General features: G+C 69.9%; 23 protein-coding genes and 1 pseudogene. 8 read left to right on the top strand and 16 right to left on the bottom strand.

Annotated elements, in window-relative coordinates:
- Positions 1–72 precede the first annotated feature (72 nt).
- The 4 genes from H9I49_RS03560 to H9I49_RS03545 are packed head-to-tail and all read left to right on the top strand — an operon-like array spanning position 73 to position 4,500.
- Entirely contained in the window at positions 73–1,104 is a 1,032-nt protein-coding gene (locus tag H9I49_RS03560; RefSeq protein ID WP_370587408.1) for a carbohydrate ABC transporter permease, read from the top strand.
- Positions 1,101–1,931 (top strand): carbohydrate ABC transporter permease, encoded by an 831-nt coding sequence (locus H9I49_RS03555; protein WP_188028918.1) that lies wholly within the window; start codon positions 1,101–1,103, stop codon positions 1,929–1,931. The genes H9I49_RS03560 and H9I49_RS03555 overlap by 4 nt, the downstream gene beginning before the upstream one ends.
- Entirely contained in the window at positions 1,928–3,475 is a 1,548-nt protein-coding gene (locus H9I49_RS03550) for a GH1 family beta-glucosidase (protein ID WP_188028917.1), read from the top strand. Before H9I49_RS03555 ends, H9I49_RS03550 begins: the two co-directional genes overlap by 4 nt.
- Complete coding sequence (locus H9I49_RS03545) at positions 3,472–4,500, top strand: LacI family DNA-binding transcriptional regulator (RefSeq protein ID WP_188028916.1); 1,029 nt, start codon at positions 3,472–3,474, stop codon at positions 4,498–4,500. The genes H9I49_RS03550 and H9I49_RS03545 overlap by 4 nt, the downstream gene beginning before the upstream one ends.
- 202 nt (positions 4,501–4,702) lie before the next feature.
- Here the strand turns inward: H9I49_RS03545 and H9I49_RS03540 are convergent, their stop codons facing one another.
- From H9I49_RS03540 to H9I49_RS03500, 9 genes and pseudogenes are all read right to left on the bottom strand, one after another.
- Positions 4,703–5,584: a hypothetical protein gene (locus H9I49_RS03540; RefSeq protein WP_255523594.1), complete on the bottom strand. Its 882-nt coding sequence runs from the start codon at positions 5,582–5,584 to the stop codon at positions 4,703–4,705.
- 129 nt (positions 5,585–5,713) lie between these two features.
- Positions 5,714–6,037: a DUF4262 domain-containing protein gene (locus H9I49_RS03535; RefSeq protein ID WP_255523695.1), complete on the bottom strand. Its 324-nt coding sequence runs from the start codon at positions 6,035–6,037 to the stop codon at positions 5,714–5,716.
- A gap of 26 nt (positions 6,038–6,063) precedes the next feature.
- Positions 6,064–6,186 (bottom strand): annotated as a pseudogene (locus H9I49_RS24320) (hypothetical protein); the annotation flags it as partial.
- A 372-nt stretch (positions 6,187–6,558) separates the two neighbouring features.
- Positions 6,559–7,005, bottom strand: a complete 447-nt coding sequence (gene rplI / locus H9I49_RS03525) for a 50S ribosomal protein L9 (RefSeq protein WP_188028914.1) — start codon at positions 7,003–7,005, stop codon at positions 6,559–6,561.
- 26 nt (positions 7,006–7,031) lie between these two features.
- On the bottom strand, positions 7,032–7,268 hold the full coding sequence (gene rpsR / locus H9I49_RS03520; RefSeq protein ID WP_013494395.1) for a 30S ribosomal protein S18: 237 nt from the start codon (positions 7,266–7,268) through the stop codon (positions 7,032–7,034).
- Between the two features lie 133 nt (positions 7,269–7,401).
- On the bottom strand, positions 7,402–8,016 hold the full coding sequence (locus H9I49_RS03515) for a single-stranded DNA-binding protein (protein ID WP_188028913.1): 615 nt from the start codon (positions 8,014–8,016) through the stop codon (positions 7,402–7,404).
- 50 nt (positions 8,017–8,066) lie between these two features.
- The gene (gene rpsF, locus H9I49_RS03510) at positions 8,067–8,354 is read right to left on the bottom strand and encodes a 30S ribosomal protein S6 (RefSeq protein WP_188028912.1); all 288 of its coding nucleotides are present in this window, start codon (positions 8,352–8,354) and stop codon (positions 8,067–8,069) included.
- 234 nt (positions 8,355–8,588) lie between these two features.
- Positions 8,589–9,932, bottom strand: a complete 1,344-nt coding sequence (locus H9I49_RS03505; protein WP_188028911.1) for a glycosyltransferase 87 family protein — start codon at positions 9,930–9,932, stop codon at positions 8,589–8,591.
- 7 nt (positions 9,933–9,939) lie between these two features.
- Entirely contained in the window at positions 9,940–12,147 is a 2,208-nt protein-coding gene (locus H9I49_RS03500) for a transglycosylase domain-containing protein (protein ID WP_188028910.1), read from the bottom strand.
- Between the two features lie 373 nt (positions 12,148–12,520).
- Here H9I49_RS03500 and H9I49_RS03495 point away from each other — a divergent pair, with 373 nt between their 5' ends.
- The 3 genes from H9I49_RS03495 (at position 12,521) to H9I49_RS03485 (ending at position 14,790) form a co-directional block, all read left to right on the top strand.
- Positions 12,521–12,892, top strand: coding sequence for a hypothetical protein (locus tag H9I49_RS03495; protein WP_188028909.1), 372 nt, complete (start codon positions 12,521–12,523; stop codon positions 12,890–12,892).
- Between the two features lie 143 nt (positions 12,893–13,035).
- Positions 13,036–13,695: a PadR family transcriptional regulator gene (locus H9I49_RS03490; RefSeq protein ID WP_188028908.1), complete on the top strand. Its 660-nt coding sequence runs from the start codon at positions 13,036–13,038 to the stop codon at positions 13,693–13,695.
- Between the two features lie 3 nt (positions 13,696–13,698).
- Positions 13,699–14,790, top strand: coding sequence for an inositol-3-phosphate synthase (locus H9I49_RS03485; RefSeq protein WP_188028907.1), 1,092 nt, complete (start codon positions 13,699–13,701; stop codon positions 14,788–14,790).
- Between the two features lie 98 nt (positions 14,791–14,888).
- On the opposite strand, the gene H9I49_RS03480 is transcribed toward H9I49_RS03485, so the two are convergent.
- The 3 genes from H9I49_RS03480 to H9I49_RS03470 all read right to left on the bottom strand — a co-directional run bounded on the left by H9I49_RS03480 (position 14,889) and on the right by H9I49_RS03470 (position 16,243).
- The gene (locus H9I49_RS03480; RefSeq protein WP_188028906.1) at positions 14,889–15,653 is read right to left on the bottom strand and encodes a DUF4190 domain-containing protein; all 765 of its coding nucleotides are present in this window, start codon (positions 15,651–15,653) and stop codon (positions 14,889–14,891) included.
- 127 nt (positions 15,654–15,780) lie between these two features.
- Positions 15,781–16,014 (bottom strand): hypothetical protein, encoded by a 234-nt coding sequence (locus tag H9I49_RS03475; RefSeq protein WP_188028905.1) that lies wholly within the window; start codon positions 16,012–16,014, stop codon positions 15,781–15,783.
- A gap of 28 nt (positions 16,015–16,042) precedes the next feature.
- Positions 16,043–16,243 carry a hypothetical protein gene (locus H9I49_RS03470; protein ID WP_188028904.1) on the bottom strand — a complete coding sequence of 67 codons (201 nt, stop codon included), beginning with the start codon at positions 16,241–16,243 and terminating at the stop codon, positions 16,043–16,045.
- A 244-nt stretch (positions 16,244–16,487) separates the two neighbouring features.
- Between H9I49_RS03470 and H9I49_RS03465 the strand changes: the two genes are divergently transcribed.
- A complete protein-coding gene (locus tag H9I49_RS03465) occupies positions 16,488–17,126 on the top strand; it encodes a peroxiredoxin (protein ID WP_188028903.1) in 639 nt (212 codons plus the stop codon).
- Positions 17,127–17,314: 188 nt separating this feature from the next.
- On the opposite strand, the gene H9I49_RS03460 is transcribed toward H9I49_RS03465, so the two are convergent.
- The 4 genes from H9I49_RS03460 to H9I49_RS03445 form a co-directional block, all read right to left on the bottom strand.
- Entirely contained in the window at positions 17,315–17,590 is a 276-nt protein-coding gene (locus H9I49_RS03460) for a WXG100 family type VII secretion target (RefSeq protein ID WP_188028902.1), read from the bottom strand.
- Between the two features lie 57 nt (positions 17,591–17,647).
- The gene (locus tag H9I49_RS03455; RefSeq protein ID WP_081633740.1) at positions 17,648–17,923 is read right to left on the bottom strand and encodes a WXG100 family type VII secretion target; all 276 of its coding nucleotides are present in this window, start codon (positions 17,921–17,923) and stop codon (positions 17,648–17,650) included.
- 390 nt (positions 17,924–18,313) lie between these two features.
- Positions 18,314–22,714, bottom strand: coding sequence for an FtsK/SpoIIIE domain-containing protein (locus tag H9I49_RS03450; RefSeq protein WP_188028901.1), 4,401 nt, complete (start codon positions 22,712–22,714; stop codon positions 18,314–18,316).
- On the bottom strand, positions 22,711–25,335 hold the full coding sequence (locus tag H9I49_RS03445) for a transglutaminase-like domain-containing protein (protein ID WP_188028900.1): 2,625 nt from the start codon (positions 25,333–25,335) through the stop codon (positions 22,711–22,713). The genes H9I49_RS03450 and H9I49_RS03445 overlap by 4 nt, the downstream gene beginning before the upstream one ends.
- Positions 25,336–25,410: the final 75 nt, after the last annotated feature.

Genomic DNA, 25,410 nt, shown 5'->3' with positions numbered 1-25,410 from the left:
AGCGCCGACCGCGGGTGGCCCGGTGACCCGTCACCCGGCACCGGGCCACCCGCCCGACGAGCGGAACCGACCGTGACCGTCCAGTCCCCAGCACAGCCACCCGGCACCTCGCCGGGGCGCCCCCGCACCGCGGGCGTCGACCCGGCCGGGCAGACAGCGCCCGACTTCGTGAGACGCTCGCCGGTGGGGCCCCGGCCGACCTGGCGCAGGCGCCTGACGAAGCTCGACGAGAAGGCCTCGCCGTACGCGTACGTCTCGCCGTTCTTCATCCTCTTCGCCGTCGTCGGGCTCTTCCCGTTGCTCTACACGGCGTGGGTCTCGCTCCACAAGTGGAGCCTCATCGGCGGCCAGGGCAACTTCGTGGGCCTCAAGAACTACACCGACGTCCTGGCCCAGCCGTACTTCTGGAACGCGCTGAAGAACACGATCAGCATCTTCCTGCTCTCGAGCGTGCCGCAGATCATCCTCGCGCTGCTCATCGCGGCGGCGCTCGACAGCGGCCTCAGGGCGCGGACCTTCTGGCGCATGGGGGTCCTGCTCCCCTACGTCGTGGCGCCCGTCGCCGTCGCCCTCATCTTCAGCGACCTCTTCGGTGACAGGTTCGGTCTCGTCAACCACCTGCTCGGTCTCGTCGGCATCGACCCGGTGCAGTGGCACAAGGAGGTCGTGCCCAGCCACCTCGCGATCGCGACCATGGTCAACTTCCGGTGGACCGGCTACAACGCCCTCATCTTCCTCGCCGCGATGCAGGCCATCCCGCGTGACTACTACGAGGCAGCCATGATCGACGGCGCCGGCCGCGTCCGGACGTTCTTCTCGATCACGATCCCGCAGCTGCGCGCCACGATCATCTTCGTCGTCATCACCTCGACGATCGGTGGCCTGCAGATCTTCGACGAGCCGCGGATGTACGACCAGTACGGCCTCGGCGGCGCCGACCGCCAGTGGCAGACGCTGACCATCTACCTCTACCAGCTCGGCTGGACGCAGAAGAACTTCGGCCGGGCCGCGGCCGTCGCGTGGATGCTCTTCCTCGTCGTCGTCCTGTTCGCGGTCGTGAACTACTTCGTCACCCGCCGGATCGCCTCGAAGGGACAGCGATGAGACTCGCCCGACGCACCCAGGCCAGCCCCACGGCATACGTCTTCCTCCTCGTCGTCCTGCTGGCCTCCGCCTTCCCGCTGTGGTGGTCGTTCGTCATCGGCAGCAAGGACTCGGCAGCCATCGTGCGCGACCCGTACTCGTTCGTGCCGGGTGGGCACTTCTTCGAGAACGCCGCCACGGTCGTCACGACGGTCCCGTTCTGGAAGGCGCTCGGCAACAGCATCTTCGTCAGCTCGACCGTCGCGCTGCTCGTCGTGCTCTTCTCCGCGCTGGCGGGGTTCGCGTTCGCCAAGCTGCGCTTCCGTGGCCGCTCAGGGCTGCTCGTCTTCGTCATCGCGACGATGGCCGTGCCGACGCAGCTCGGGATCGTGCCGCTCTTCATCGTCATGAGCAAGCTCGGCTGGATCGGCAGCGTCTGGGCCGTCATCCTCCCGAGTGCGGTGAGCGCCTTCGGCGTCTTCTGGATGACGCAGTACCTCCAGGAGGCTCTGCCCGACGAGCTCATCGAGGCCTCGCGTGTCGACGGTGCCTCGACGCTGCGGACGTTCTGGTCGGTCGCCCTGCCGGCCGCGCGCCCCGGCGCAGCGATGCTCGGCCTGTTCACCTTCATCGCGACGTGGACCAACTTCTTCTGGCCGTTCATCATCCTCGACCCCGGCAACCCGACGCTGCCGGTCGCGCTGCAGCAGCTGCAGGCCGCGTACTTCGTCGACTACTCGCTCGTGCTCAACGGGGTCGTCCTCATGGCACTGCCCCTCATCGTCCTGTTCGTCTTCGCCGGCAAGCAGCTGGTGTCCGGCATCATGCAAGGAGCAGTCAAGGGATGACCGCCCAGACCCAGAACCACCAGAGCACGCTCGTCGCTCCTGGCGCCGACAACGTTGCGCCGCAAGGGCGGCCGGTGCCCGCCGAGTTCGTCCTCGGCGTCGCCACGGCCGCGTACCAGATCGAGGGGGCCCGTCACGAGGACGGCCGCACCGACTCGATCTGGGACACCTTCTCGCACACGCCGGGCGCCGTCGTCGACGGCGACACCGGTGACGTCGCGTGCGAGCACTACCACCGGTATGCCGCGGACGTCGCCCTGATGAAGTCGCTCGGCGTCCAGTCGTACCGCTTCTCCACGGCGTGGGGACGCGTCTGCCCCGACGGCGGGGCGGTCAACGCCAAGGGTCTCGACTTCTACGAGCGGCTCGTCGACTCGCTCATCGAGGCCGGGATCGCGCCGTGGCTGACGCTCTACCACTGGGACCTGCCGCAGGCCCTGGAGGACAAGGGCGGGTGGACGTCGCGCGAGACCGTCGAGCGGTTCGTCGAGTACGCCGGCGCCGTGCACGACCGGCTCGGCGACCGGGTCAACACGTGGACGACGCTCAACGAGCCGTTCTGCGCGGCGTTCCTCGGCTACACCGCCGGCATGCACGCGCCCGGGCGCACCTCTCCCGCAGACGGACTCGCCGCCGCGCACCACCTCATGCTCGCCCACGGGCGCGCTGTGCAGGAGCTGCGGGCGCGAGACTCGTCGCTCGAGCTCGGCCTGACGCTCAACTTCACGGTGGCCGACCCGGTCGACCCCTCGGACCCCCGGGACGTGGACGCCGCGCGGCGCGTCGACGCCCAGATGAACCGGGTCTTCCTCGACCCGATCTTTCGAGGCGCCTACCCGACGGACCTGCTCGAGGACGTGCGCCACCTGGGACTCGAGGACCGGATCATGGACGGAGACCTCGAGGCCATCTCGACGCCGATCGACGTCCTGGGCGTCAACTACTACAACGGCGAGGCCATCGGTCACACGAAGCCGGCCAGCGTCCTGGCCGACAACCTCAACGGAGGCCGCGTCACGCGTTCGCCGTTCCCGGCGGCCGAGGAGTCGTTCCGGCACCCCCGCGGGCTGCCCGTGACGTCGATGGACTGGGAGATCCAGCCCGAGGGTCTGACCCGCCTGCTCGTGCGGCTCCACCAGGACTACACCGGGCCGGCGGGGGTCACGCTGCACGTCACGGAGAACGGTGCCGCCTTCGACGACGTGGCCGACGAGGACGGCTTCGTCGAGGACCGCGACCGGACGGCATACGTGCGCGCGCACCTCGGGGCCATCCTCGATGCCCTCGACGCCGGGGTGCCGGTCCGCGGGTACTTCTACTGGTCGCTGCTCGACAACTTCGAGTGGGCGTGGGGCTACGCCAAACGCTTCGGTATCGTCCGAGTCGACTACGACACCCAGGTGCGCACGCCCAAGGCGAGCGCTCTCGACCTCGCCCGGACCATCGCCACGCGCCGGCTGCTTCCACCCTCGGCACCCCTGGCACCACTGGGTACGAGCGGCACCGACACCCCGACCGAACCAGCAGGAGACACGCAGGCATGAGCGACGCGGCGGCCACCCCCGTCGGGCGACCTACCCTCGAGGAGGTCGCCCGGGTGGCCGGCGTGTCGCGGGCCACGGTCTCGCGTGTCATCAACGGGTCGCCGCGGGTCAGCCCCGACGTGCTCGCCACGGTCGAGAAGGCCATCGCCGAGCTGGACTACGTGCCCAACCGGGCGGCGCGCTCGCTCGTCGCCCGGGCCACCATGTCGATCGCGCTCGTCGTGCCCGAGGACGCGCACCGCTTCTTCGGCGACCCGTACTTCGCCGACGTCGTCCAGGGCATCAGCGAGCGGCTCGACGACAGCGACTACGTGCTCAACCTGCAGCTCACCCACCCGAGCTCGCCGTCCGAGAAGACGAAGCGCTACCTGCTCGGTGGCAACGTCGACGGTGCCCTCGTCGTGTCGCACCACTCGGGCGACCACTTCCTCGCCTCGCTCGGGCGTTCGCTGCCGGTCGTCTTCGGTGGCCGCCCGCTCGGTGACATCGCCAACCCCGGCGACTACTACATCGACGTCGACAACCGCACCGGCGCGCGGCGCGGCGTCGAGCACCTCATCGCCCGGGGTCGACGGGCGATCGCGACGATCACCGGGCCCGCCGACATGCCCGCCTCGGTCGACCGCGAGCTGGGGTGGCGCGACGCGCTGGCCGCCGCCGGGCTCTCGGACCACCGGGTCGGCCGCGGCGACTTCACCGAGGCGGGCGGCATCCGGGCGGCGTTGACGCTCGTCGACGAGCACCCCGACCTCGACGCGATCTTCGTCGCCAGCGACCTGATGGCGAGCGGTGCGTTGCTCGCGCTCGATGAGCGCGGGCTGCGGGTGCCCGACGACGTCGCCATCGTCGGTTTCGACAACAGCCAGTACGCGACGCGGGGCAAGATCGGGCTGACGACGGTCGCCCAGCCGGCGCAGGAGATGGGAGTTGTCATGGCCGACACCCTGCTGCGGCTGCTCGGCGGGGAGTCACCGCCGCGCGTGACCACCCTCGACACCCAGCTCGTCGAGCGCAGCTCCACCTGACCCCCACCCACCCCGTCGAGTGGTCACTCCCGTACGAAGGTTCGCCCGCGCGACCCCGTCGAGCGGTCACTCCCGTACGAAGGTTCGCCCGGCCGACCCCGTCGAGTGGTCACTCCCGTACGACCGGCGTATGCCGTCACCACCTGGCGCGCAGTGGTGGCTACGCCCGGCGGGGGAGGTTCCCCGCTCTTGTCGGGTTCGGTCACCACGCACGACGCCGTTGACGGCGCTCATCCCGCTGCAGCGCCAGCTCCATGGCGTGGCGTGAGAAGAAGCGAGGTTCGCAGCTGGCGAGATCCAGGGTCGACTCCTCGACCTTCAAGGCTTCGGCGAAGCGCAGGACGCATGCCCGCCGCGCCGATGTGGAGGCCAGGTCAGACTTCCAGATCTCTTCCACGCCTCTGCCATCTCGCCTGAAGCCCGCGAGTCGGACTTCGTCGCGCGCCCGCTGGTCGTCGCCCGAGTGGAACTCCTCGCCCTGGTACTCACCGACGACCTTCTGTTCCTCCCAGCTCAGGTCCGCGACTCCGAGGAACACGCCGTCAGCGCTCACGATGGCCTGGTTGAGCTTGGGCTCCGGTAGACCGCAACGCACGAGCATGAGGCGCGTCAGGGTCTCCTGCGGCGACATGGAGCCCACCCGGATCTCTGCCAAGGCTTCGATCAGCGTGCGTTTGCCACGCGGCCGCACACGTTTGGCCAGCGCCACCGGCCGCAGCCGCACGGACCCGAGTCTCGTCGCGACGGCGTCGCCGACGACAATGAGGTCATCGAGACCAACGGGTCTGCCCCGGCCCACGAGCTCGCCGAGGTCGACCCAGGTGTCGGCCAGCCCGACGACGCGTAGATGCTCGACCGCGATCACGGCCCGTTCGTGAAGCACCCGGTGGCAGACGATCCCAGGTCGCCTGACACGTGGAGCGTCGATGGGTTGGACGAAGTGAAGACGCTCGTCGGCGGAGACGGCATACGAGAGAGGCAGCCCGTGCAGCTGTGCTGCCGTTACGTGCGAGAACGAGGCGTCGCGCCGAAGCACCGGTGTCAACCCGTGCGCGCGTTCGACCAGACTCAGCGGCGGTGACATGCTTCGCACGCCGCGTGCCGGGCGGACGAAGCGGTCGGAGTCCAGCAGCCGCCGTGGGAGCCCAGCGGCCAGACCCTCGACAGTGAGGAAGGGCCGGCCGGCGTCAGCGATCCCCGTCATACTGTGCCGTCAGTGGAGCCCGCACGTGCACGTGACGGCATCGCCCCCGTCGGTGCCCAACGCCGAGAAGGTGCCGGGTCGTGGCTGTGACTCGGGGCGGTAGGGGTAGCCGGGCTCCCAAGGAAACGCGCCGTCCACGGACCAGGTCAGCTGGTACGCCGGCACGGACTTCACGAGGGCCCCGGCGTAGTGCCGGTTGGCGGTGAGGAGGATCTCCCCCGGGTTGGGCACCTTCTCGACGAGGTAGCGCTCGTCGTGACCGGCAAACTCGAGCTCCTCGCCCGGCACCAGCTCGCGCCCGTCGCGGACCAGCGCAAAGACGTGGTTGAGCAGACCCGCTGACTCAGCTGGTCAAGACCGAAGACGAGAAGCTCCGGCTGTCCGAGGCCGAAGAGCTCGGTCGTGTAACAGAACGGGGTTCCACGTGAGGCGCCATGCCCGCCGGAGACGTACTGGAGGAAGCATCCGTACTCACGGATCATCTTCCGCGCCACGCGGTCCTGCTGGTCGAGCCAGTGTGTCGCTGCCGTGTCCATGCCCGCTCCCTCCTGACTAGGTGGGTGTCACGCTAGGTCGGGCACCGTGACGGGGCGGATGGCGCGGCCGTCACTGTGGATCACCAGTTCGGCGGCGGTGGGGCTGTGGACAACCCGACTGCGCGTACGGGAGTGACCACTCGACGGGGAGTCGGCGACGGACGGCGTACGGAAGTGACCACTCGACGGCGGAATCGCGGACGGGCCCGCGTACGGGAGTGACCACTCGACTGGTCTGGTGGGGGGTGGAGACATGGCGGAGGGCCGGGGTCCGCGGGGGCGGAACCCGGCCCTTCGGCCGTGCTGCTTGGCGTGCTCTCAGGCGGAGACGACCTCGAACTTGAGGGTCGCCGCGACCTCGGGGTGCAGGCGGACGGTCGCCTCGTAGGTGCCGAGCGTCTTGATGGCCTGCTTCACCTCGATCTTGCGCTTGTCGAGCTCGGGGCCACCGGCGGCCTTGACGGCAGCGGCGATGTCGCCGTTGCTGACGGCACCGAAGAGACGACCCGACTGGCCGGCCTTGGCCGGGACCTTGACCGACGTCGCCTCGAGCTGGCCCCGGACACCCTTGGCCTGGTCGAGGTCCTTGATCGCACGGACCTCACGGCCCTTCGTCAGGGCGTCGACCTGCTTCTGGCCACCCTTGGTCCACGGGGTCGCGAGACCACGCGGGAGCAGGAAGTTGCGGCCGTAGCCGTCCTTGACCTCGACGATGTCGCCGGCCTCACCGAGACCCGAGACCTCGTGCGTGAGAATGAGCTTCATGGTGTTCTCCTCGTTCCCGAACGGGCTCAGCGAGCCGAGCTCGAGTAGGGCAGCAGGGCCATCTCACGGGCGTTCTTGACGGCCGTGGCGATGAGACGCTGCTCCTGGACGGACACACCGGTCACGCGACGCGCACGGATCTTGCCGCGGTCGGAGATGAACTTGCGCAGCAGCGCAGTGTCCTTGTAGTCGATGTTCTCGACCTTCGCCGCCTTGAGCGGGTTGGCCTTCTTCTTGGGCTTGCGCACAACGGGCTTTGCCATCGTGGTGCTCTCCTTCTTGATGAGAGCCCGGGGTTTCGTGCCCCGGGATGGTTCTGAACTTCTTCGGTATGCCGTCCGGCAGACTCACCGGACGACGGTGCTGACCTGCTCGATCAGGAGTCGATCTCGACGATCAGAAGGGGGGCTCGTCGTAGCTGGGGGCCTGGCCCCAGCCACCGCCCTGCTGGCCACCGGCCGCGGGCTGGCCACCAGCAGCGGGCTGGCCTCCAGCGGGCTGTCCCCAGCCACCCTGGCCGCCACCGGCCTGGCCACCACCAGCGGAGCCGCCGGTCGCCCACGGGTCCTCGGCCTGGCCGCCGCCACCGCTCCAGCCGCCGCCCTGGTTGCCCTGGCCGCCGCCGAAGCCACCACCGCCGCCACCGCGCTGGGTCTTGTTGACCTTTGCGGTCGCGCTGCGCAGCGACGGGCCGATCTCGTCGACGTCCATCTCCACGACGGTGCGCTTCTCGCCTTCCTTGGTCTCGTAGGAACGAGACTTGAGCCGGCCCGACACGATCACGCGCATGCCCCGCTGGCACGACTCGGCGACGTTCTCCGCCGCGTCACGCCACACCGAGCAGCGCATGAACAGCGTCTCGCCGTCCTTCCACTCATTGCTCTGGCGGTCGAACTGCCGCGGCGTCGAGGCCACGGTGAAGTTCGCGACCGCAGCACCCGACGGCGTGAAACGCAGCTCGGGGTCGGCGGTCAGGTTGCCGATGATCGTGATGACGGTGTCGCCAGCCATGGATCAGTCCTTCGTCGGTTGATCGAGCGGTTCAGTAACTGGTCGCTGAATCAGGCGCCGGGGCGCAGCAGCTTGGTGCGCATGACCGACTCGCTGAGGTTCAGCTGGCGGTCGAGCTCCTGGGCCGTCGCCGGCTCAGCAGACATGGTGACGACGACGTAGATGCCCTCGGACTTCTTCTTGATGTCGTAGGCGAGACGGCGACGGCCCCAGATGTCGACGTTGTCGACGGTGCCGCCATCGCTCTTCACGACGGAGAGGAACTTGTCCATCGTCTTGTCGACGGTGCGCTCTTCGGTCTCCGGGTCGAGGATGACCATGAGTTCGTACTGACGCATGCTTCTAACCCACCTCCTCTGGTCTCGGCGGTCACGAGTCTCTCTCGTGACAGGAGGGTTGCATTCGTCCCGTCGCGAGCCTGGGGCCCGGCCTGATGTCCAGCCGGGTTCAGCCTCGCAGACCTCACCGACATCGGTCGGGTCGAATCCACAGGCAACCGGGCACACGACGAACTGGGCAAGACTACCGGGCGACCCGGCATACGAAGAAATCGGAGACGCCGACGCGTGCGCTCACGAGAAGCGGACGATGAGGTGGTCCTCGGCGCCGCGCATCGGCCCGGCCAGGTCGTCGGGCTCGACGCTCGAGCGGCTCCACCTCTCACGGGCGCGCAGCCACACGACGGCGACGAGCCACAGCACGGCGACCACGCGCAGCATCGAGAAGAACGCGTACCACGGGGCCGGCATGCCGCGGTCGGGCACGCTGGTGGCCGCGATGGTGAGCCAGACGGCGACGAAGTTGAGCGCTTCGGCCCCCGCCCAGACGAGGTGGTCGCGCCACTGGAGGGCGCACCAGGCGACGAGCGGCAGCAGCCACAGGGAGCTCTGCACCGTGAACGACTTGCCGGTGACGAGGACGATGCCGACCATGACGAGCGAGACCTCGGCGATGGTCGGGCGCCGCGCCGACGCGAGCGCGAGCACCGCACCCGCGAGGAGGGCGACGAGCCAGCCGACGACCGCGAGCGCCGTGACGGCCCCCTCGGGCAGCGGGTGCCCGGCGAGCTGCGGCAGCAGCCACGGCGAGCCGTAGCCGGCACCGGCCGACGCCCAGTTCAGGTAGGGCGACGCTGCCGCGTTCTTGTTGAGCAGCCACATCGCCGACAGCAGCGCCCCGAAGGTCAGCAGCGCGTACCCGACGGTGCGGCCCATCTCGCGCAGCCGCCCGGACCGCACGCACAGCAGGACGATGGCGAGCAGGATGAGCACGGGGTAGGAGCGCGCCCCGATGGCGAGGCCGAGGAGCACGCCGGCGAGCGTCGGGTTGCGGCGCGACCACGCCCACAGGCCCGCGCTGGCCAGCATGACGCCGAGCAGGTCCGCCGACACGAAGCCGACGAGCGCCGCGACCGGCGACAGCGCGACGTGCGCGGCGGAGAACGGCCGGGCGGCCGACGACGCGACGAGCCACACGGTCGCGAGCAGCAGCAGCGTCAGCAGCACGGACCACAGCGCGAAGTACCAGGCGGCCCGCGTCTTGAGCGAGCCGTCGTCGGGCCCCAGGCTCGCCATCGCCGTCAGCACGATCCCGGTGAGCGGCGGCTGCCCGGTGACGGGCGCGCCGTCGCCACCCTGGAGGTATGCCGCGAGGCCGGCCTTGAGGTTCGCGTCGCGGTAGGCGGTGGGCAGGTCGGCGTAGCAGGCGCTCCAGAACTGGGTGTCGCCCGTGAAGCCGGTCCGCAGGCAGGGGGCACGGAGCAGGATGCCGAGACCGGCCGTGACCGCCGTGAGGGCGGACAGCACGGCGGCCGTGAGCACCCACGGGAGCTCGCGTGCGGCTGCGTACCGTCCGCGGGGACCACCGATGACCTCGGAGGCCGCCCGTACGACCGGGTCGTCGACCCGCTCGGTCACCGCGGCGTCATGGGCCGTTGCCCGGTTTGGTCGACGTCGATGGCAACGGCAACGGGATGGTGACCGTCGGCTCCTCCGTCGTCGTCGTCGGTTGGGGCTTGCCCGTGCCGTTGGTCTTCGTCGGCTGCTGCGTGGTCGTGGTCGGCGTCTCCGTGACCGTTGTCGTCGGAGCCTCGGTCGTCGTCGGCGGGGGCGTGAACGTCGTCGTCGGCGTCGGGATCTTGTCGTCACCGACACCCGCGCGCTCGGGGAAGTCCTGGACCTCCATGTTCTCGAGGGCGGCCTTCATGAAGTCGTAGAAGACGTCAGCGGGCACCGTGCCACCGGTGAGGTTGGTGTCCTCGGCGTCGGTCAGCGTCAGCGGGTTGCCGTCGGCGTCCGGCTTGTACATGCCGATCGAGACGGCGAGCTGCGGCACGAAGCCGGAGAACCAGATCGACTTGGCGTACGACGACGTGCCCGTCTTGCCGGCGATCGGGCGGTCGAGCCGCTGGAGCTTCGTCGCGGTGCCGCCGTCCTTGACGGTGTAGGTCATCGCGTCGGTGACGTCGGCCGTCACGTCCTTGTCGAAGGCGCGACGCGTCTGCGGCTTGGCCTCGTAGCTGAAGTCGCCCGTCGTCGACGTGACCTTCTTGACGATGTACGGCTTGGACCGCACGCCCTGTGACGCGATCGTCGAGTAGGCCGAGGCCATGTCGATGACGTGCGGGGAGGCTGTGCCCAGGACGTTGGTCAGGGTCTCGTCGAGGCCCGGCGTCTTCTCGGGGATGCCGGCGTCGATCGCCGCCTGACGGGTCAGCGCCGGGGTGATCTCCTTGTTGAGGTTGACGAACGCGGTGTTGATGGAGCGGCCGATCATGCGGCGCATGTCGACCATGCCGTAGGAGCGCTCACCGAAGTTCGTGACACGCGTGTCGTCGATCTCCTGCGGCGAGTCGCCGTCGAACTTCGTCTTCGTGGAGATGCCGTCCCGCACCGCGGCGAGCACGGCGAAGGGCTTGAAGTTCGAGGCGCCCTGCATGATCGCCTGCGTCGAGGTGTTGAACTGGTTCTTGGCGTAGTCGGCACCGCCGTACATCGCGACCACCGCGCCGTCCCCGGGCTTGAGGGCAACGAGGCCGCCCGTGACCTTCTTGGGCAGGTTGTCCTTCATCGCGTTGATCGCGGCGGCCTGGACCTTCTTGTCGATCGTCGTGACGATGCGCAGGCCGCCGTTGTCGATGTCCTGCTCCGAGAGGCCGGTCGAGACCAGCTCGCGCTTGACCTGGGCGGTGATGAAGCCGTTGGGGCCGGCCGAGAACTTGTTGCCCTTGTAGGGCTGGATCTTCGGCAGCCTGTCGTACGTGGCCCGGTCGGCCTCGCTGAGCCAGCCCTCCTCCACCATGCCGTTGAGGACGTAGCCGTAGCGCTTCGTGAGGTTCGCCTCGGCCCGCTCGCCGTTGGCCGGGTCGTAGAGCGACGGCGCGTTGATGACGGACGCGAGGACGGCGCCCTCGGCGACCGTGAGCTTGCTGACGTCCTTGCCGAAGTACGCCTTCGCCGCGCTCTGGATGCCGTACGCGCCGCGGCCGTAGTAGATGGTGTTGAGGTATTTCTCGAGGATCTCCTGCTTGGACAGCTGGCCGTCGATCTTGACGGCGATCAGGATCTCCTTGGCCTTGCGCGAGAGCGTCCGGTCCTGGGTGAGGAAGTAGTTCTTGACGTACTGCTGGGTGATGGTGGAGCCGCCGACCTGGGCCTCACCGGTCACGCTCGTCTTGACGGCACGCAGGATGCCGCCGACCGAGATGCCGTTGTTCTGGTAGAAGGTGCGGTCCTCGGCCGCGATGTGGGCCTCCTGGACGAACTTCGGCACCCTCTCCAGCTTCACCGACTCGCGGTTGCCGTCCTGGACCGCGATGCGATCGAGCTCGGTCTTGCCGTCGGAGTAGTAGACGATCGAGACCTGCTTGTTGGCGAGGTCGTTGGGCTGCGGGATGGCGACCTGGTTGTAGGCGACGACCACGCCGATGACGCCGAGGACGAAGAGGACGGCTGCCGCGATCGAGCCCCACTTGAGGGTGCCGACGACCCACTTCCTCCAGCCGGTTCGGCCCTCGCCGTCACCGTCGTCGAAGCCGGCACTGCGGCGACCGTTGCCGTTGGCGTTGCCTCTGGCCCGACCCTTGTCGGCCGCCAGCTGGGCAGCGCGGACCTCGCGCCTGCTCTGCGTCACAACCTGCTCCATTCACCGATGAGACCCGAGAAACCGTCTCGGGCCGCCACTCAGTATGACCTGACCGGGGCCACGACGCCGAAACGACGGACGGCTCTCACACGACCGGCACACGGGGCCCACAGCATGGGTTCAGGTACCGGCCGTGGGCGTGCAACCTTTCGTGGGGGCCAACCGGTCCACCAGGTTGTGACGACGACGACGGGCACCGGGGCCGGGGCGGGCAACGCCCTGTCCGGGCCGCTGACAGGGGGACACGCGGTGGAACAGGCGCCGTTCGACGACTTCGTGGCAACGCGCTCCACCCAGCTGTTGCGTACGGCATACCCTGCGGCTGGCCGGGTCGGCATACGAGCTGGGCCCGCGACGGGCAGTGGCCGCGAACGGCACCCGCGTCCTGGCCGAGATCCCGGAGGTCGTCGAGTACCACGGGTACCGCTACCGCCTGGATGGGATGTCCACGGGTCCGCTGGCGTCGGGTCCGCTCCCCCGGACGAGCGCTCCCGCCGGGCCCTCAGTCGTCGTGTGGGGGTCCGCCGGTGACACCGCCCTGACCGCCGCTCCCGGCACGCCGGGGAGCCTGCGGCTCGACGGTGTGCGCGAGGCGCGCGAGGACCGTTCGCTCGGGACATGGGGCCCGACGCCGGTGCCGGCCGGCTCCGCGCGCACGCCGAGTCTCGTGGCCGAGGGGTCGCGACCGGATGGCGGGACGGCCTTCATCGCCGTCTACACCCTCGAGAGCTGACCCCTCCAGACGGGTCAAGCGACAGGACGGAGACCCCGGCTCCGCCCTCCTTGGGCCGATTCCGGGGCTTCGTCCTGTCGCTCGACCCACATGCGTGTCACGGTGATGTATCGCTGCGATATATCCGTGTGTACAGTGTGGGTGTGCCGAAGTCCGATCGCCCGCAGAGCCGCCGCGCCGCGCTGCTCGAGTTCGCGGTCCTCGGCCTGCTCCACGACGGCCCGCTGCACGGCTACGAGCTGCGCAAGCGCCTCACGACGGCCCTCGGCATCTTCCGGGCGCTGTCGTACGGCTCGCTCTACCCCGCCCTCAAGCACCTCGTCGGCTCCGGCTGGATCCACGAGAGCACAGAGACGGCCGTGGGCAGCAGCAAACGGCCCCGCATCACCTACGAGCTGACCGCCGACGGCAAGGAGCACTTTCAGGACCTCGTCGCGACGAGCGGCCCGGACGCCTGGGACGACGACGACTTCGACGTCCGCTTCGCCTTCTTCTCCCGCACCGAGGCGCAGGTCCGCCTGCGCATCCTCGAGGGCCGGCGCTCCCGGCTCGAGGAGCGCCTCGCCAACGTCCGCGAGGCCAGCGCCCGCAACCGCGAGCGCATGGACGCCTACACGATCGCCCTCCAGCAGCACGGCGAGGAGCGCGCCGAGCGCGAGGTCCGCTGGCTCGAGGAGCTGATCGTCGCGGAGCGGCGCGCGGCCCTCGACCCCGGCCCGGCGGCATTTGACGACACACCCGGCAGCACCACCAGCACCACCGAAGACACCACCCAGAGCACCATCACCAACAACAAGGAGTGATCCATGGGATCCGTACGCGTCGCCATCGTCGGCGTCGGCAACTGCGCGAGCTCCCTCGTGCAGGGCGTCGAGTACTACAAGGACGCTGACGCCACCGGCACCGTCCCCGGCCTCATGCACGTCGAGTTCGGCGAGTACCACGTGAAGGACGTGCAGTTCGTCGCGGCCTTCGACGTCGACGACAAGAAGGTCGGCAAGGACCTCTCCGAGGCCATCAACGCCTCTGAGAACAACACGATCAAGATCGCCGACGTGCCGACGACGGGCGTCGAGGTCCAGCGCGGCCACACGCTCGACGGCCTCGGCAAGTACTACAAGCTGACGATCGACGAGTCGGGCGCCGAGCCGGTCGACGTCGTGAAGGTCCTCAAGGACCGCAAGGTCGACGTCCTCGTCTCCTACCTCCCGGTGGGCTCCGAGCAGGCGGACAAGTTCTACGCCCAGTGCGCCATCGACGCCGGCGTCGCCTTCGTCAACGCCCTCCCGGTCTTCATCGCCTCCGACCCCGAGTGGGCCGCGAAGTTCGAGGCCGCAGGCGTGCCGATCATCGGCGACGACATCAAGAGCCAGGTCGGCGCGACCATCACGCACCGCGTCATGGCCAAGCTGTTCGAGGACCGCGGCGTCGCGCTGGACCGTACGTACCAGCTCAACGTCGGCGGCAACATGGACTTCAAGAACATGCTCGAGCGCGAGCGCCTCGAGTCCAAGAAGGTGTCCAAGACCCAGGCCGTGACGTCCAACCTGAGCGGTTCGCTGTCGGGTCTCGTCGACAGCAAGAACGTCCACATCGGCCCGTCCGACTACGTCGCGTGGCTCGACGACCGCAAGTGGGCCTACGTCCGCCTCGAGGGCCGCGCGTTCGGCGACGTCCCGCTGAACCTCGAGTACAAGCTCGAGGTCTGGGACTCCCCCAACTCGGCCGGCATCATCATCGACGCGATCCGTGCGGCGAAGATCGCCAAGGACCGCGGCATCGGTGGCGCCCTGCTGTCGGCGTCGTCCTACCTGATGAAGTCCCCGCCGGAGCAGCGCCCGGACGACCTCGGTCGCGCGAAGCTCGAGGCGTTCATCGCGGGCACCGAGGAGCGCTGACCTCAGCGATCTCTCCTTTCGAATGCCGTGAGGCCCCCTTCCAGCCGGAAGGGGGCCTCACGCATACGCCGAGTTTCGTGCTCGCCCGGTGCCGTCGGCTACTTCAGCGCGGTCCCCGTCGTGGTGCCTGACGACGCCTCGACGACGCAGATGATGGAGCGGTCGCCGCGCCACGTGTAGGAGTCCGGGTAGATGAAGGTCGGCTCGAGCTCGTCGAAGGCCTTTTCGGTCAGGAGCGGGTCGCCCTTGTCGATGCAGCCCTGCTCAGCGGCGTCGATGACCGCGTCCTCGCCGGGATAAGCACCGTCGGGCAGCTCGAACGTGGTCACGACCTGGCTCTCGTGCGGCGACGCACAGGGGATGGCAGTGACGAGATCGACATCGTCACCCTTGCCCCCGGAGAAGCAGTCGCCCGCCTTGAGATCGTCGACGAAGACCTCCGACTGCTGGGTCACGGCTCCGGACACGTCGCGCTCCGGGGCGTCGTTCACCGCCGCGACGACGAAGACGATCCAGCCGACGACCCAGAGGGAGCCGAGCACGATGCCGGCGATGGCCATGCCCCTGCCGCGCTGGATCCGCCTCTGCAGCTGGCTGAGCGCGACGATGCCGAGCACGACGGCGACGATCGCGGCGATCGGGAAGAGTCCGACGAGCCCGCAGCACAGGGCCGCGATGGCGAGGCCGTTGGCGCCGGGCATCGGGGTCCGGTCGTAGGACAGCATCGGCGCGGGCGGCACGGGTCCGGGCGGCACGGGTCCGGGCGGCACGGGTCCGGGCGGCACGGGTCCGGGCGGCACGGGCCGGGCGGCACCTGCCCCGGCTTGCGGTGGGCCGCTGGGCCGCGGCATCTCGTCGGTCACGCGGTGGAGCATGACATGCGCCCGAGAGACGCCGCGAGTGAATCTCGGACAACCACGATCCAATCGCAACCATAGGCCTTCAGTCGGGCTCGGCGGCCGTGCCGCCGGCCCGACCGAAGGTGGGGGGTCAGCAGATCGTGTAGCGCGGCGCCGGGTCGTTGTAGGTGTCGCTCCACGGGCCGGCACTGACCAGGATGTCGACGTTGACGCACGGCGACCAGGACGGCGAGTAGAGCATGCCGCTGTAGCCGAACGAGTAGTCCTTGGCGCTGGCGCCGTACCGGCCGTACACATTGGAGATGGTGGCCGACACGCCCATGCCGTTGGGGTTGTTCGGCGCCACCCGCACCCAGTTCGTCACGCACCTCCCCGACCACCAGAGCTGGACGTCACCGACGTAGCGGCCGTACTTGTCCCAGACCGGCCGCGAGTCGACCAGGGGCCTGGTCCGCGTCACATCCCTTGACCCACGGGAAGTAGCCGTTCATCTCGGTGCCCGCGCTCGCCGGCTGTGCGCCGGCCACGGCGAGCGCCGTGGCGACGGCGGCACCCGCCACGGCCGTGCGGATCTTCTTCTTCGTCAACGTCATCTCTGATCCCCTGTGCGTTGGTGACTCGTACGTGAGCTCGTACGCAGACCGGCGCCGAGCCGGCGATCCTCAACGTACGCAGCCCTGCCGCCGTCCGCGATGGGGAGCGCTCCCCTCGTCCTCGACGTCACACCGACCCGAGCGTCACAACATTTGGACACCCATAACGCAATGCATGGTTTTGCGACCACAATGGCTGGCAGACCGGGGCGTGACGTGCGCCCGACCGCGAGGAGGACCATCCATGGCAACACCGCGACTGGGCGAGACCGCCCCCGACTTCACGGCCGAGACCACCGAGGGCTCGATCTCCTTCCACGACTGGAAGGCCGACAGCTGGGCCGTGCTCTTCAGCCACCCGGCCGACTTCACGCCGGTCTGCACGACCGAGCTCGGCCGGGTCGCCGCGCTCGACGACGAGTGGACCAAGCGCAACGTCAAGGTGCTCGCCGTCTCCGTCGACCCGATCGACGCGCACAACGAGTGGAAGGGCGACATCGAGGAGGTCAGCGGCTCGAGCGTCGACTACCCCCTCATCGCCGACGACTCCCGCCAGGTCTCCGAGCTCTACGACATGATCCACCCCGGCGAGGGCGACACCTCGAGTGTCCGCTCCGTCTTCGTCATCGACCCGGCCAACAAGGTCCGGCTCTCGCTGACCTACCCGAAGAGCGTGGGCCGCAACTTCGACGAGATCCTCCGCGCCGTCGACGCCCTGCAGCTGACCGACCGGGGCCCTTTCTCGACGCCGGCCGACTGGCGTGAGGGCCAGCGCGTCATCGTCGCGCCAACGGTGTCCACGGCCGACGCCAAGGAGCGTTTCGGCGAGGACGCCGTCGAGGAGGTCAAGCCCTACCTGCGCTACACGACCGCTCCCGCCTGAGCGGAACGGGCAACCAAGCAGCACGACCAGGGCAGAACGCGTCGAGGGCCGCTCCCAATCGGGAGCGGCCCTCGATGCATGCCCGGACGCGGAACCGGACATGCGAAAGGGTGGCCGCTCCTCCCCTGATGGAGCGGACCACCCTTCGCAACGGGTGCGGCGGAGCCGGGCTCACGCCGCAGCCGGGCTCACTTCGACGAGGTCTGCTTCTGCGCCTCGGCGTTCGTCTTGCACTTCTTGCCCATGGCGTCGAGCTTGTCGCCGGCGGCCGAGACGACCTGGCGCTGGCCGTGCCAGTCGCTCTGGAACTGGTCGGCGTCCGTGCCGCCCCAGTTGCTCTTGATCGTGGAGACGGCGCCGTTGACGGCCTCGACGATGCCGTCGAGCTCGCCCTTGTAGCCGACGAGCTTGTCACCGGACGCGGACACCGCGTCGGCGTTCATACCCTTCTTGTAAACAGCCATGTCAGTTCCCCTTCAGAAGTCTGCGTTTGTTGGTCTGGTGGTGAGACGAGGTGTCGATCAGTACTGCGACGAGGTGCTGCGCTGCTGCTGGACCTCGTGGTCGATCGTCGACTTCATCTCGGTGAGCAGCTTCTGGGCCTTCTGGAGCTCGGGACGGTGCGTGCCGGTCCACTCCTGCTCGAACTGCTTGGAGTCGTCACCCTGCCAGTTCTGCTTCAGCGACTCGACCTCCTGGTCGACCTTCGTGATGAGCTTCTGGATGGCCTCCGCCTGCTGCTGCAGGACGTTGCCCTGGGCGTTGACCTCATCGTCGTTCATTCCGAGCCAAGCCATGACCTTCTCCTTTGCCTGTGTTCCCCCGACTGATTCGGGAAGTTTTCTCCTCCGGACCAACCGTGCAGGCCCGCGCTTTGTCGAACTCCTCGACGTCTGCCGCCTTCGCGCAGTTGCTCCCGATGAGCGGCTTTCGTCGACATGCAGAAACCTATGTGAGCCCGCGGGGAGTGTCGATGGGGAGGACTCCCCATGACGGACGCGACCCAGGCGAACGGATTCCGTATGCCGCCGCGCCGTATCGATCTCCTTGTGTCACAAGCCTTTTCGCGCGGCCCGCAAACCGCCCGTCGCCCGCCGGTCCATCTGCAACACACCGAGTAGCACGCAGCTCACCGGCATCCGACCCGGGTGTGTCGAAGGGTCTCCGGTGTGGTGCGGGCACGAGGGTCATGGGAGGGCCACCTGGAGCAGCTCGAACCGGCCCTTCTCGATGATGAACCCGCGGCCCGGGGGCAGCTCCGCCCGGTTGAGGGAGGGCAGGTTGGCCTTGAAGACCGACAGGCCCTCGTTGCCGTCGGGGTGCAGCGCGAGACCCGAGCGCGACGTCTTGAGCAGCGCCTGGAGCCCGAAGTTGCTGCTGAAGAAGGCCGCCTCGCCCTCGGCGACGACGAGCTGGTCGTTGTCGACGCAGGCCTTGGTGAGGCTGGTCAGGGCGTTCTCGGCGCCGGACGGTGCGAGGTCGTCGATGCGTTCGACGAAGACCGCGACCGGCCTCGTGATGCGCCCGTCCTCGACCTCGGCCGCCAAGCGCGTCGCCAACGCCGCCGACGCCTCGCCGCCGACGGCGGTGTCGGCCCAGACACCGAGGTCGAGCAGCTCGGAGCTGCGCCTCGGCGTCATGAGGTAGAGCGCCGACGAGGAGCTGAACCGGTAGAGGCCGGCCGCCGTCGCCGCCATCGCCGTCGTGCGCCCCGACCCCGAGGGGCCGGTGACGATGAAGCTGCCCTTGGGGTCGAAGCCGTGCGGCTCGAGCGTCGAGGACGCGACGCCGACGACGGGTCGACCGCCGAACTCGGAGGGCAGGTCACCGAGCGGGATGACCTCGGCGAGGCTCTCGATCGTCGGTGCCTCGCTCACACCGGCCTTGCGGGTCGCGTCGGCGAACGCCTCGATGGCGGCGGCCTGCACGGTCACGTCGGACGACCCACCCAGGACCGCGACCTGCACCTCGGAGCCCGACATGAGCCCACGCCCGGGCGGCGAGGCCATCGTCAGCACGTCGCCCGGCACACCGAAGACGGAGTAGTCGTCGACGTTGCTCATCCGCAGGATGATCCGGCCCTGGACGGCGGCCGCAAGGTTGGTCGGCAGGCCCGTGCGCTGGTCGGACGCGATGATGAAGTGGATGCCGACAGGTCGGCCGTCCGCCGCGAGACCGGCGAGCAGGTCGAGCCACTGGAAGCGGCCACCGACCTCGTACGCCTGCCGGAAGGCGGTCATGCCGTCGATGAGCACGATGATGCGCGGCTCGTCCGGGCGGCCGGCGAGCCGCCGGTAGTCGGTGATCGTCGCGGCGCTGACCGCCGAGTAGCGAGAGGCCCGCTCGTCGATCGTCGCGCGCAGCATCCGGAGCAGTCGCGTGACGCGCTCGTGGTCGCCGCCCGGCACGATCGAGCCGACGTGCGGCAGGGACTCGAGCATCGCGAGGCCGCGGTTGCCGAAGTCGAGGCCGTAGACGTGACAGGGCCCGCCGCGCACGGTGTAACCGGCGGCGACCGCCATCGACCGGAGGAAGACCGACTTGCCGGAACCAGACGTGCCGTAGATCGCGATGTTGCCCTCCTTGTCGGGGCGGAACGCGATCTCGGGCTGGGCCTGGTTGTCGGGGTCGTCGGCGACGCCGAAGACGAGCTCGTCGTCGCGGCGCTGCGTGGGCAGGCTCGCGAGGTCGTAGACGGCACGCATGTCCGGCAGCCACGGCTTGCGCGGCCGGGGCAGCTCGGCCACCCGGGCGGCGCGGCCGAGGGTGCTTACGAGGCGCTGGATGTCGGTGGGGCCGAGGTCTGCGGCCTCGTCGGCGCCGTCGACGCGCGGCGGCTCCCACTCGACTCCCGAGCCGAAGGTCAGCGTCTCGACCTTCATGTCCGGAGGCGGCGGCACGTCGGAGGTCCACCCACCGGCATACCCCGTCTGGAAGGGAACGAGCCGGCCGGGACCGGTCTTCGACACCGCACGACCCGGCAGCGCTGGGTCGAAGAACGCCGCCTCCTTGGAGCCGAGGACGTCGTCGGAGTCGTTCTCGTCGGCCATCCGCAGCGCCATGCGGAGGTTCGTGTTGGCGCGGAGGTTGTCCTTGATGACACCGGCGGGACGCTGCGTCGCGAGGATCAGGTGCAGCCCGAGCGAGCGGCCGCGCTGGGCGACGTTGACGACGCCGTCGACGAACTCCGGCACCTCCTGGACGAGCGCGGCGAACTCGTCGACGACGATGATGAGCGACGGCGGGGCGTCGACCTCGCCGCGGCGCTCGAGCTCGACGAGGTCCTTGGCCTTGTGCCGGGCCAGCAGGTGCTCGCGGTAGTGCAGCTCGGCGGCGAGGGACGCGAGGGCCCGGCGCACGAGGTGCGGCGACAGGTCGGTGACGAGGCCGACCGTGTGCGGCAGCTTGACGCAGTCACGGAAGGCCGAGCCACCCTTGTAGTCCACGAGCAGGAACGTGACGCGCTGCGGGGAGTGGGCCGCCGCCATGCCGAGGATCCAGGCCTGGAGCAGCTCGGACTTGCCGGCGCCGGTGGTTCCGCCGACGAGGGCGTGCGGACCGTCGGAGCGGATGTCGACCGAGAACGTGCCTTGGCTCGACTGGCCGACGATGGCGCGCAGGTTGCCGGGCTTGCGGGGCAGCACCGCGGGCGCGAAGGGGCCGGTGAGGATCGAGCGGGACTCGCCCCACTTCTCGATGACCGCCTCCTCCGACCGCGCGAGGTCGGTGCCGGTCAGGGTGAGCAACGAGACCGCACGCGGCAGGTCGCTCGCGTCGTCGACCGGCACCCCGGCGTCGACGACGGGGGCCAGCTGGCGGGCGCAGGCCATGGCCTCGTCGTAGCCGATGCGGTCGACCTGCACCGGCTGCACCTCCTCGCCGTCGTGGACGAAGCCGGCGAGCGAGCTCTGGTCGTCGCCCACGACGAGGAAGGTGTGGCACGCCGCCGGCAGCAGCTGCTGGGTCTCGGCGACCCACACGACGACGACGCCCTGCGCGTGACCTCGCTCGGCGATGGCGACGAGGCGGCTGCGGTCGATGGGGGCGTCGCTCTCGACGAGGACGAGCACCGTGGGCCGTGCGGCACTGGCGGCCTCCCGCTCCTGCGGGGTGCCCTTGGACTCGATGATGTCCTCGAGGGCGTCGGCGAGCGCCGAGCAGGCCGGTGCGCTCGCGGCCAGGTGGTCCACGCCGACGGGGCTGTGCGGCGACGTCGTGTGCGGCAGCCACTTGAGGAAGTCCCAGTCGCGGGCCGAGCTGCCCGAGGCGAACGAGCACACGGCGAGCTCGGCCGGTGAGTGCAGCGCGACCGCCTGCAGCACGAGCGAGCGCGCCGAGCCGAGGGCGTTGCCGCGGTGGCCCGCGACACCGATGGCTCCCGCTGTGAGCGGGGTCGCGACGACCGGCACGTCGTGGACGATCTCGAGACCGTGCAGCTGCTCGGAGACCTCGTGCCACGCCTCGGCCTTCGAGCGGCCGACGGCCGGCATCTTGATCGCCGAGCGCGACGCGAGGGTGCCCATGCCGAGGCGCAGCTCGGCGTAGCCGGGGACGTCGCGGCGTCGGGTCCACAGCAGGGCGCTGCGGTCGCGCACGGCCGTCAGGCACTCCACGCCGCTCGGGTGCTCGGCGCGGCGGGTCTCACCCTCGACGTCGAGAGAACCGCGGATGCGTTGCGACAGCAGGGCCAGGTCCTCCTTGAAGTCCTCCATGGCCTGCGCGAAGTCCTTCTTCTGCTGACGGCGCGCCTCGTAGTAGGTGCCCGCCATCATGAGCGGCATCATCAGCATGAAGATGACGCTGAAGGGGCTCTTCGTGATCGCGAAGAGCACGGCGCCCATGAGCAGCGGCACGATCATGGCGACCATCGGCATGGGATGGGTCTTGCCGCGCTCGGGCAGGTCAGGGACCTGGAACTCCTGCCCGGCGAAGAGGGGCGCGACCCGCGGCGAGCGCGAGAACGCCACGGTGCCCGCGTCGCCCGAGAGCACGCCGCTGCCCGGACGGCTGACCACGCCGTCGCCCTGAAGGTGCACCTCGAGCTCGGTGTCGCCGAGACGCACGACGTCGCCGCTCTTGAGGTGTGCGCGCGTCACCTGCTGCCCACCGGCGGTGATCCCGTTGGCCGAGCCGAGGTCGACGACCTCGACGACCTCCTGGACGACGAGCTTGGCGTGCTTGCGCGACACGGACTCGTCGCTCAGCTGGACCTCGCAGCCCCGGCCGCGGCCGACGTATGCCGTGCCGCGGGCGAGCGCGATCTCCTTGCCCGCGTCGGGGCCCGACCGGATGTAGGCCACCGCCGCGGGGCGACCGCGGTCGACGAAGCCCTCCCCCGCGCGGGTCACCGACACGCGCATGCCGGACTGGAGGCCGCTCTCGGCGACCGTCGCCCGGGGGTCGAGGCCGCGCAGCTCTTGGTCGACGAGGGCGAGGGTCATCGCCTGGTCGACCCCGAGCACGCTCGACCGGTGCGGGTCCGCCGCGGCCAGGAAGGTGGCGAGGTCGCCGACCGTGGTGGCGGAGTCGGTCGTCGCGACCAGGTCGGTCTCCCGGTCTCCGGACCGGAGGACGAACTTCAGCTTCACCGCTGTTGTCCCTTTCGACGGTTGCCTGCACGGGTGCCGCTCCGGCCCGCGCGGGTCTCGACGGGTGCGGTCGTGCCGATGCCCGCCTTCGTAGCCCGGCCGCGGCGGCCGGGCGCGGGCTTGCCCTGACGACGCGACGTGCGCGCGACGGCGGGGCCGAGCCCCGAACCGCTCGGCAGGTGGTCGCGGAAGGTGCGCAGCGAGACGTCACCGCGGAGCTTCTGCCAGAAGCCCTGCTCGGCCCGGATGCGCTTGCGTGCCGTCTCGACGTCGGCCCAGAACGCCATGACCTCGTCTGCAGTCGGTTCGGTGACGTCGAAGACGTGGCCGTTGGCGGCGGCCGCGAGCGGCACGAGCGCGAGCACACGCCGGGCGGGCCCGTCGCCCCCGCCCGGCGGCAGTGGCTCGGTGTCGGAGCTGGGGGCGAGCTGCCCGCCCGACGTCACGCGCACGGGGGCGCCCATGAGGGCACCGTCGACGACCGGGCTCGGCTTCTCGGGTGGCGGCCCGAAGACGTGCTCCTCCAGGGCGCGAGCCTGCTCGAGCCGAGTTCCCTTGACAGGCAGTGGCATCCGCAGGTCACGGGCCGTGTCGACGACCTCGCGCCAGCCGCCGCTCACCCGGCTCACCGTCTCCCCGGTCGTGCGGCGGCGACGGCGACGGAGCCACTTCGCGGAGCGGATCACGCCGTAGACGACCAGCAGCACGAGGAGCGGACCGACGAGGAAGAAGACGAGGTAGCGCAGCCAGTCCGGCCAGTTGTCGGGGTCGAGCGGGTTCGCGTCGTCCTTGACCGGGTTCTTCAGCTGGGTCGCGTTCTGCGCCTGGTCCGGGCCCTGGAGCACGCTCGGCGGGTTGTTGGCCGCGGGCGGCGGGACCTGGGCCCCGGTCTTCTTCTCCTCGGACTTCTGGATCAGCTGCTGCGGCTTCTTGTTGCGGTCCGGGAGGAACTGCTTCCAGTAGATCGGCTGCCACGACCCGTCGGCGCGCAGCACCTCGACCCACGCATGCACGTCCTTGCCCTTGATGACGCCCTGCGCGTCGGGCTCGGCACCGAGCACCACGCGTGCCGGCACGCCGATGCGGTTGGCCGCGAGGGCCAGTGCCGAGGCGTACTGCTCGTCGTTGCCGGCGAGCTGGGTCGCCTTGAGGAACTGGGTCATCCGCCGCAGGCTGTGGCCGGGAAGGAAGACGTTCTGGTAGTCGCCGGGGGCGCCGCCGTCGGTGTAGGCGCCGTCCTGCATCGCCTTGGCGATGGCCACGACCTTCTGCCACTGGCCGTCGACGCGCTCGGTCCACGGCGCGACCTTGTCGTCGATGAAGGTGAGGTTCTGGCTGTCGACGACGCTGCCGTCGGCGACGTCGACGTTGGCGGGAAGGGCGTCGTCGAGCGGCTGCGCGAGGGCGGTGACGGTGTACGTGTCGCCGGCCGTGAGCTTCTCGGGCAGGACACCGGTGTTGGTGTCGACGTTGAACCGGAGCTCGTCCGCGAGCTCGTCGCCGCGGTTGCCGCCGAAGTCGAGACCGGTCACCGTGCCGAACGTCGGGAGCCACACGTCGTCGTAGCCGCCCGCGGGCACGCCGACCGTCGCGGTGACCTCCTGACCGGGACCCGATGCCGCGATGTGGCTGCCCACCTTGCGGAAGCTCGACCCCTGGGGGTCGTCTCCGGTGCCCTCGTTGGCGACGTTGCCCGCGCCCCAGACGAAGTCGTCGTAGGAGTCGAGCGCGGCGATGCGCACCGGGACGCCCTTGGGGAGGCCGCGGACCGTGAGCAGCGTCTTGTCGAAGAGCTCGGCGCCGTTGGGCTCTGTGTACTGCCGGAAACCCGCCAGCGGCGACGCGTACTGCGTGACGTCGATCGGCGGCACGAGGGCCGAACGGAAGACGGTGCGCTCGGCACTGCCGGCCCCGGGCAGGTGCGGTCCCACGAAGAACCCGCCGACGGTCGCGAGGGCCAGCAGCGCAGCGGTGGTCACGGCGCGCGTCGTGCGGCCGGCGCCGTTCTGCAGGGCCGGGCGGTTGCGGTTGCTGCGCAGCGCGGTCCAGCCGATCGCGACGAGAGCGAAGACGGCGCCCTGGAGGAGCACGGCGGCGGGCGTCAGGGTGCCGAGCACGATCGAGGTCACGAGCAGCACGACCGGCGCGACGATCGCGACGACCGAGCCCGTCCAGCGGCGCGCGACGGCATACGCCACGGCGGCGCCGACGAGCGTGAACAGGAAGGGCAGGGCCATGTAGGGGCCCTCGGAGTCGACCGGCGGCAGCGCGGTCAACAGCTCCTTCCAGCCCGGCACCGCCATGTGGACGAGCGTCGCGAACGTGTCGCCCGACGGGATGAACCCGGCGATGAGGCCCTCGCGGACCGCAAGCGGCCCGGCGAGCAGGAGGTATGCCGCCGCGACGGCCAGCAGGGTCACGACCCCGGGTGCGCGGAACGTCGACGTGACGTGGGCGAGGAGCAGGCCGAGGACGAGCCCCGCGAGGCCCACCCACAGCCAGCCGAGGCCGAAGAAGGTGGTGCGGAAGCCGATCAGCGCGAGACCGGCGAGGACGACCGTGAAGCCCGCGTCGACGAGCTGCGGGACGGTCGGGCGGAGCCGCTCGAGCTGGCTGCGCACCCGCGCTCCCGCCGACGGCGGTCTGACCAGCGCGGACGGTGGCGGGGCCGGGATCGAGCCCGGCCTGGACGACGG

This window comes from Terrabacter sp. MAHUQ-38 (genome assembly GCF_014518425.1).
Lineage (GTDB): Bacteria > Actinomycetota > Actinomycetes > Actinomycetales > Dermatophilaceae > Terrabacter.
Note: the sequence above shows the minus strand (reverse complement) of the source record. Positions and strands in the feature narration are given on the sequence as shown.

Bases quoted from the DNA above. Each gene is read 5' to 3' on its own strand.
- H9I49_RS03555 (WP_188028918.1), top strand. From the start codon at position 1,101: ATGAGACTCGCCCGACGCACCCAGGCCAGCCCCACGGCATACGTCTTC.
- H9I49_RS03550 (WP_188028917.1), top strand. From the start codon at position 1,928: ATGACCGCCCAGACCCAGAACCACCAGAGCACGCTCGTCGCTCCTGGC.
- H9I49_RS03545 (WP_188028916.1), top strand. From the start codon at position 3,472: ATGAGCGACGCGGCGGCCACCCCCGTCGGGCGACCTACCCTCGAGGAG.
- H9I49_RS03540 (WP_255523594.1), bottom strand. From the start codon at position 5,584: ATGTCACCGCCGCTGAGTCTGGTCGAACGCGCGCACGGGTTGACACCG.
- rplI (WP_188028914.1), bottom strand. From the start codon at position 7,005: ATGAAGCTCATTCTCACGCACGAGGTCTCGGGTCTCGGTGAGGCCGGC.
- rpsR (WP_013494395.1), bottom strand. From the start codon at position 7,268: ATGGCAAAGCCCGTTGTGCGCAAGCCCAAGAAGAAGGCCAACCCGCTC.
- H9I49_RS03515 (WP_188028913.1), bottom strand. From the start codon at position 8,016: ATGGCTGGCGACACCGTCATCACGATCATCGGCAACCTGACCGCCGAC.
- rpsF (WP_188028912.1), bottom strand. From the start codon at position 8,354: ATGCGTCAGTACGAACTCATGGTCATCCTCGACCCGGAGACCGAAGAG.
- H9I49_RS03485 (WP_188028907.1), top strand. From the start codon at position 13,699: ATGGGATCCGTACGCGTCGCCATCGTCGGCGTCGGCAACTGCGCGAGC.
- H9I49_RS03470 (WP_188028904.1), bottom strand. From the start codon at position 16,243: ATGACGTTGACGAAGAAGAAGATCCGCACGGCCGTGGCGGGTGCCGCC.
- H9I49_RS03465 (WP_188028903.1), top strand. From the start codon at position 16,488: ATGGCAACACCGCGACTGGGCGAGACCGCCCCCGACTTCACGGCCGAG.
- H9I49_RS03460 (WP_188028902.1), bottom strand. From the start codon at position 17,590: ATGGCTGTTTACAAGAAGGGTATGAACGCCGACGCGGTGTCCGCGTCC.
- H9I49_RS03455 (WP_081633740.1), bottom strand. From the start codon at position 17,923: ATGGCTTGGCTCGGAATGAACGACGATGAGGTCAACGCCCAGGGCAAC.